The following is a 7,012-nucleotide window of genomic DNA, read 5'->3' as shown; positions in this document are numbered from 1 at the left end:
AATAATAAATCCTTCACTACTAATTCTTCCACCCACCCCCCCCCCCCCCCGGCCCCCCCCCCCCCCCCCCGCGGGGGGGGGGGGGGGGGCGCCCCCCCCCCCCCCCCCCCCCCCCCACCGGCGTTCCGCGCGCCCGGCGCCCGGCCGGGGTCAGCGGTCCTCGCCGGAGCCGGTCCGCAGGTGGGCGCGCAGCCAGTTCTCCGTGGTGGTGACGTGGATCAGGGCGGCGGCCTGGGCGAGCGGCGCCTCCCGGGCGGCCAGGGCCCGGTGGATCGCCTCGTGTTCGGCGATGGCCTGATCCGCCGCGTCCTCGTCGACCAGGCCGCGCCAGACGCGGGCGCGCAGCGTGCGGCCGGAGATCCCCTCCAGCACGGTCGTGAGGGTCTCGTTGCCGGTGGCGGTGACGACGGTGCGGTGGAAGGCGGCGTCGTGCAGGTTCAGACGCTCGGGGTCGCTGCGGGACTGCCGCATCGCGTCGAGGTGGCCGGCCAGTTCGGCGAGGGCCGCGTCGTCGATCCGGGTCGCGGCGAGCGCGGTGGCGGCGGGTTCGAGGAGGCGGCGGGTCTCGATGAGCTCCAACAGCGTGTCACCGCTCAGCAGTTCGACGGCGCTGGAGAGGTTCTCCAGGAGCACGCCGGGAGCCAGACTGGTCACGTAGGTGCCGTCGCCGCGCCGGATGTCGAGCACCCTCGACACGGCGAGGGCCTTGACGGCCTCGCGCATGAGGTTGCGGGACAGGCCGAGTTCGGCGGCGAGCTGCTGTTCGGGCGGCAGCTTGGCCCCGGGGGGCAGTGCGCCGGAGCGGATCAGCTCGCGGATCCGGGCGATGGCCATGTCGGTCAGTGACACGTGCGGGCTCCTGGGCGACGGGGGTTTCGCATGCTGGGCGGACGGGGGCGCTACTGGTTCGCCCCGGCTATCAGAGCACACCGCCGGGGCCGGCCCTCCGCCGGCCACCGCTCGCCGGTCGGCGCCCCGCGCGTGTGACCCAGCCTAGTAGACATCCCATCAATCCTGTCCACCTTTGGCCATCTCCTCCGATTGTCACCCACCAAGTGCCCTGCTGACCAGTGTGGTTGTGATTTCTTCGGCGAGAGTCTGGACAGGCGGGGCGCCTTTGCTCGACAGTTCATCCCATGTCCAGGCCGCTCCGATGCGGCTGATCGGACGAAACTCCGCATGCCACCAGTGCGGGAGCACCGAGGACCGGGTCATCGAGTACGTCGACCACCTCCACGAGCACGTCACCGTCCCGCATCGACGCCGTCCGCACCGCGCTCGACCTCGGCGTCGACGACTTCCACGGCGCCCCCTACCGCGGCGCCACCCGGGGCTGATCGCTGCTCGGCCGGGATCCGCCGCCCCGGACACCGCTCCGGCGGCCGGCATCCCCCGCACCGCCCCACCCCCGCACCCCCGCACCCCCGCACCGCCGCACCGCCGCAACCCCGAATCCCGTATCCCGAATCCCGTATCCCGAACCGAGCGGAGCAGCCATGACCGACACCGACTTACCGCACCACCCGGTGCTGGACGACCGCCTCGCCACAGGCACCGGCTGGCGGGACTTCCTCGGCGGACTCGACCCCGTCTGGCAGAGCGTTCCCGGCGGCTTCTACGACGGGCCCTTCCTCGGCAACGGCGGCCTCGCCGCCTCCGTCCGCCGCCCCGAGGACGAAACCCGGCTCCGCTTCGTCCTCGGCGACAGCCGCGTCCGCGACCACCAGGACATCGGCGGCCCGCTCTGGGGCGGCACCCGCCTGCCCGTCGGCCACCTCACCCTGCACAGCGCCGGCGCCCTCACCGGCGTGGACCTGCGGCTCTCCCTCCTGGACGCCGAACTCTCCGGCACGCTCACCACCACCCGCGGGACGATCGCCCTCACCGCCTTCGTCCACGCCGACACCGACCTGCTCGTCGTCCGGTGCCACCCGCTGACCGGCACCGAGCAGGTGACCTGGACCTTCACCCCCGCGCCGGCCGTCCCACCCCGGGAGGCGTTCCACCCCGAGCAGCGCCCCGCCGGCCTGAAGGACAACCCCCCGCCCGTCCTGACCACGGCCGGCTCCGGCGGCAGCTGCGTCCAGGACCTCGCCTGCGGCGGCCGGACCCGGACCCGCTGGCACACCCGCACCGAACCCGACGGGGCCACCACCCTGCTCTGCACGGTCGCACACAGCGCCGCCGACCATTCCGCCGACCGCACCGCGGCCGCCACCACGGCCCGCGCGGAGCGGACCACCACCGAGCGGCTCGTCGAGACCCACCGCGCCTGGTGGCACGCCTTCTACCCGAAGAGCTTCCTCTCCGTCCCCGACACCCGGCTGCAGTCCTTCTACTGGATCCAGCTGTACAAACTGGCCTCCGCCACCCGCGCCGACCGGCCGCTCCTCACCACCCACGGCCCCTGGCCGGAGCCGACCCCGTGGCCCGCCGTCTGGTGGAACCTCAACGTCCAACTGGAGTACTGGCTGCTCAACGCCTCCGGGCACCCCGAACTCGACTCGCTGCGCACGGCCCTGGAACACGGCGAACCCGGCCTGCTGGCCTCCACTCCGGAGCCCTACCGCGCCGACTCCCTGGCCATCGGGCGCTCCAGCCAGGACGACCTGCGCAGCGAACCGGCCGGCGTCCCGGGCCGCACCGCGATCCTGCCCGAGACCGGGAACCTCACCTGGGCGCTCCACACCGCGTGGCTCGCCCACCGGCACACCATGGACGAGCCGTACCTGCGGGACACGGTCCTCCCGCTCCTGCGCAAGGCCGTCAACTACTACCTGCACTTCCTCACCGAGGACGACCGGGGCGTCCTCCACCTGCCGGCCACCCACTCCCCGGAGTACGGGACCACCGCCGACTGCAACTACGACCTCGCGCTCCTGCACTGGGGCTGCCGGACCCTCCTCGACGAGAACGCCGGGCGGGGCACCGACGACCCGCTCGCCGCGACCTGGCAGGACGTGCTCGACCGCCTCACCGCACCGCCGCAGGACCCCGACGAGGGCCTGTGGATCGGCCGGGACCTGCGGCTCACCAGCTCCCACCGGCACTACTCGCACCTGCTCTGGTTCCACCCGCTCCACCAGCTCGACCTCACCTCCCCCTCCGAACGCGCCCTGCTGCGGCGCAGCATGGCGCACTGGCTCGGCCTGACCGGCGAGCTCCGGGGCTACAGCTCGACCGGCGCCGCCTCGATGCACGCCCTCCTCGGCGAGGGGGACGCCGCGCTGCACCGACTCGACGAACTGCTCGACGTCCACGTCCGGCCGAACACCATGTACGCCGAGACCGGCGCGGTCGTCGAGACACCGCTGTCCGGGGCGCAGAGCCTGCACGACATGCTGCTGCAGAGCTGGGGCGGCGTCCTGCGGGTCCTCCCGGCCGTCCCCGCCGCCTGGGCCGACGTCACCGTCCACGACCTGGTCGCCGAGGGCGCCTTCCGGGTCAGCGCCTGCCGCCGGGGCGGCGTCACCCGCTGGATCCGCGTCCACAGCGGGGCCGGGCAGCCGTGCCTGGTCGCCCCGGCCGGCCTCGCCGGACCGGCGGACGTCCGCCCGCTCGGCGGGCTGCCGGGCCCGACCGGCTGGCGGCTGCGCCCGGACGGCCTGCTGGAGATCACCCTGCCCGCCGGCGCCGAGTGCCTCGTCACGGCGGCGGGCGACCACCCGGACCTCACGGTCGAGCCGGTCGAACCGGCCGGCTCCACGCCGGCCTTCCGCTGGGGCCTGCCCTCCAGGAGGCCCGCCGACAGGGGCCCGCTGTCCACCGAACCCACCCCCACCACACCCGGAACGGGACACCGCCCATGATCACGAAACCCCGCACCGGACGCCTCCTGCGCACCGCCGCCGTCGCCGCCCTGGTCGCCGGCACCGCGAGCGGCTGCGGCGGCGGCTCCGACGACGGCCCCTCCTTCACCTACTGGTCGATGTGGAACCGGAACGAGCCGCAGGCCGGAGTCATCCAGGCGGCGGCCGACAGGTTCACCAAGGACACCGGCATCAAGGTGACCATCCAGTGGCAGGGCCGCCAGGTCATCCAGAAGATCACCCCGACCCTGAAGAACGGCGCCGCGGCCGACCTCGTCGACAACTCCGTCAACGCGCTCGGCGCCCTGGTCGCCGCCGACCAGAGCGCCGACCTGACCCAGGTCTACGCCACGCAGATCCCCGGGGAGACGAAGACCGTCGGCGAGGTGATCCCGGACAAGTACCGGGCCTACCTCGACGACCGCAACGGCAAGCCGTTCATGGTGCCGTACTCGGTCGCCACCGAGGGCGTCTGGTTCAACGCCGCCACGTACCCGGAGCTCGCCGCCGCCCCGCCGAAGACCTGGGAGGACCTGGTCGCGAAGCTCGACGCCGTCAAGGCCACCGGCGTGGCCCCGATCGCCCTGCCCAGCAACGACCCGTACTGGACCCTGCTCACCCTGCAGCGCCAGCTCGGCACCGACGGCGTCCGCGCGCTCGCCGCCGACCGCACCGGCGCCGCCTGGGACGACCCGAAGGTCCGCGCCGCCGCCGGCAAGGTCGAGCAGCTGCGCAGGAACTACTTCATCAAGGGCTACGAGTCCACCCAGGGCACCCAGTCCCAGACCAGCTGGGCCCAGGGCAAGGCCGCGTTCTACCTCAACGGCACCTGGGTGCCCGGCGAGAGCCGGCCCAACGTCCCGGCCGGCTTCACGTTCGGCAACTTCCAGCTCCCCGCGATCGACGGCGGCAACACCGCGGTCGGCGTCAACTTCTTCGGCTTCGCGGTGCCCCGGAGCGCCGCACACGCCGCCGAGGCACAGAAGTTCATCGCGTACTTCATGAACAGGGACCGCCTCTCCGGCCTCGCCACCGAGGCACTGACCATCACCCCGCGCACCGACATACCGGCGCCCGTGGAGCTCGCCGCGGTCGCGAAGGCCATCGACGGCAACGAGGTCTACCCCGACCAGGCCCGGCTGTTCGTGGACTACGCCGCCTGGGCCACCAAGGCGTACACCCCGAACGTGGTCCGCTTCATCCAGGGCGTCACGACGGCGGACGAGTTCGTCGCCCAGACGAAGCAGGCCTCCGTCGACTTCTGGAAGGCCACGCCGTGAGTGCCACCGCCCACTCACCGCTGGAACGGCGCCGCGGACGGATCTTCGCACCGTTCGTGGCGCCGGCGGTGGCCCTCTACACCGCGCTGTTCATCGGCCCGACCCTGTACGCGGTGTACACCAGCCTCACCGACTGGGACGGCATCAACCCGCCACGATGGGCGGGCGTCCGGAACTACACCCAACTGCTGCACGACCCCGCGTTCGCGTCCGCCTTCGGCAACACCCTGAAGATCCTCTTCGGGGTCGGCGCGGTCCTCTTCGTCCTGAGCTTCGGCTTCATGCTGATGCTGCGCGAGATGCGGGGCCGCCGGCTGATCCGCGGAGTGATCTTCCTTCCCCACATCGTCTCCTCCGTCGTCCTGGCGATCTTCTGGGGCTCGCTGCTCAGCCTCGACGGCCTCGTCAACCAGGCCCTCGGGCACCTCGGGATCGGCGCGGTCGAATGGCTGCGGCCCGACCGGGCGGCGAACGCCGTCCTGCTCGCCCTCGTCTGGATCAACACCGGCTACTACGTGACCATCCTGATGGCCGGCGTCGACCGGATCCCCGACTCCTACTACGAGGCAGCCCGGCTCGACGGCGCCAACGCCTGGCAGCGCTTCCGCCACGTCACGCTCCCGCTGTCCTGGGACGTGACCGCCGCCGCCGCCGTGCTGTGGACCATCACCTCGGTCAAGATCTTCGAGTTCATCCTCGCCTTCAGCGGGAACCAGGGCGCCCTGCCCCCCACCTACCAGTGGAACAACGCCATGTTCGTCTACGGCGAGACCGTCGGCGGCATCACCCCGCTCAACCGGTTCGGCTACGCCTCCGCCTCCGCCGTGACCACGCTCGTGTTCGTCGCGGTCGTGGTGATCGTGCTGCGCCGGCTGATGCGCCGCGAAGCCCTGCAGTTCTGAAACCCCACCGGAGAGAGGTGCCCGCGATGACCACCGCCACGACCGAGGCCACCGGGCCGACCGGCACGGACGGGCCGACCGGCGCGGACGGGCGCCGGGCCCCGGCCGGGGCCACCCGCCGCAGGCGCGCCGCCGCCGTGCTCGGACGGCTCCCGGGGACGGCCGCCGTCTGGCTGTTCACCGGCTTCTGCCTGTTCGCCTTCCTCTACATGCTGATCAGCTCGCTCAAGAGCAGCCGGGACGTCCTGGAACACCCCTGGTCCCCACCCACCGAGCTCCACTTCGAGAACTGGTCCACCGCGTGGAACGACGGCGGCTTCGGCCCCGCGTTCCTCAACTCGGCGCTCCTGGTGGTCGCCGCCTCGGCGGTGACCGTGGTCGTCGCCGGACCCGCCGCCTACGTGCTCGGCCGACGACCCGGCCGGATCTCGAACGGCCTGAGCCTGTACTTCGTGCTCGGCCTCGGGATCCCCGTCCAGGTCATGGTGCTGCCGCTGTACGCGCTGATGAACCGGCTCGGGCTGATCGACAGCCTGTTCGGCCTGTTCGTGCTCTACGTCGTGACGTCCCTGCCGTTCACCGTCTTCCTGCTGACCTCCTTCTTCGCCTCGCTGCCGGCCGAACTGGAGGAGGCGGCGGCCCTCGACGGGGTGTCCGCCGCCATGACCTTCTGGCGGATCATGCTGCCGCTCGCACGGGGCGGCCTGGTGACGGCGACCCTGCTGAACGCGATGGCGATCTGGAACGAGACCCTGCTGGCACTGATGTTCATCCAGACCGACGACAGGTTCACCCTCCCCCTGGCCCTGCTGAACTACTTCCAGCAACAGCAGTTCACCGGCGCGGACTTCGGCGCGCTCTTCGCCGGAGTGTCGATCGCGATCCTGCCGATGATCGGGCTCTACGCCTGGCTCGGCCGCCGCCTCACCGAGGGGCTCACCATGGGCGCCGGCAAGTGACCGGTGCGCAACGGCCGAGACGGACCCCCGGAGCCGTGGGGGTCCGTCTCGGCCGTTGCGCA

At 72.3% G+C, this 7,012-nt stretch carries 5 protein-coding genes; 4 read left to right on the top strand and 1 reads right to left on the bottom strand.

The genetic code is table 11. The features are described from left to right. Positions 1-150: 150 nt before the first annotated feature. The gene (locus ABZY91_RS32795) at positions 151-849 is read right to left on the bottom strand and encodes a FadR/GntR family transcriptional regulator (RefSeq protein ID WP_355406692.1); all 699 of its coding nucleotides are present in this window, start codon (positions 847-849) and stop codon (positions 151-153) included. Positions 850-1,496: 647 nt separating this feature from the next. Between ABZY91_RS32795 and ABZY91_RS32790 the strand changes: the two genes are divergently transcribed. The 4 genes from ABZY91_RS32790 to ABZY91_RS32775 are packed head-to-tail and all read left to right on the top strand — an operon-like array spanning position 1,497 to position 6,950. Beyond that, positions 1,497-3,809 (top strand): glycoside hydrolase family 95-like protein, encoded by a 2,313-nt coding sequence (locus tag ABZY91_RS32790; protein WP_355406690.1) that lies wholly within the window; start codon positions 1,497-1,499, stop codon positions 3,807-3,809. Then, positions 3,806-5,089 (top strand): extracellular solute-binding protein, encoded by a 1,284-nt coding sequence (locus ABZY91_RS32785; protein ID WP_355406688.1) that lies wholly within the window; start codon positions 3,806-3,808, stop codon positions 5,087-5,089. Before ABZY91_RS32790 ends, ABZY91_RS32785 begins: the two co-directional genes overlap by 4 nt. After that, the gene (locus ABZY91_RS32780; RefSeq protein WP_355406686.1) at positions 5,086-5,991 is read left to right on the top strand and encodes a sugar ABC transporter permease; all 906 of its coding nucleotides are present in this window, start codon (positions 5,086-5,088) and stop codon (positions 5,989-5,991) included. The genes ABZY91_RS32785 and ABZY91_RS32780 overlap by 4 nt, the downstream gene beginning before the upstream one ends. A gap of 26 nt (positions 5,992-6,017) precedes the next feature. After that, positions 6,018-6,950, top strand: coding sequence for a carbohydrate ABC transporter permease (locus tag ABZY91_RS32775; protein WP_355406684.1), 933 nt, complete (start codon positions 6,018-6,020; stop codon positions 6,948-6,950). Positions 6,951-7,012 lie beyond the last annotated feature (62 nt).

The organism is Kitasatospora sp. NPDC002965 (assembly GCF_040611255.1).
Lineage (GTDB): Bacteria > Actinomycetota > Actinomycetes > Streptomycetales > Streptomycetaceae > Kitasatospora.
Note: the sequence above shows the minus strand (reverse complement) of the source record. Positions and strands in the feature narration are given on the sequence as shown.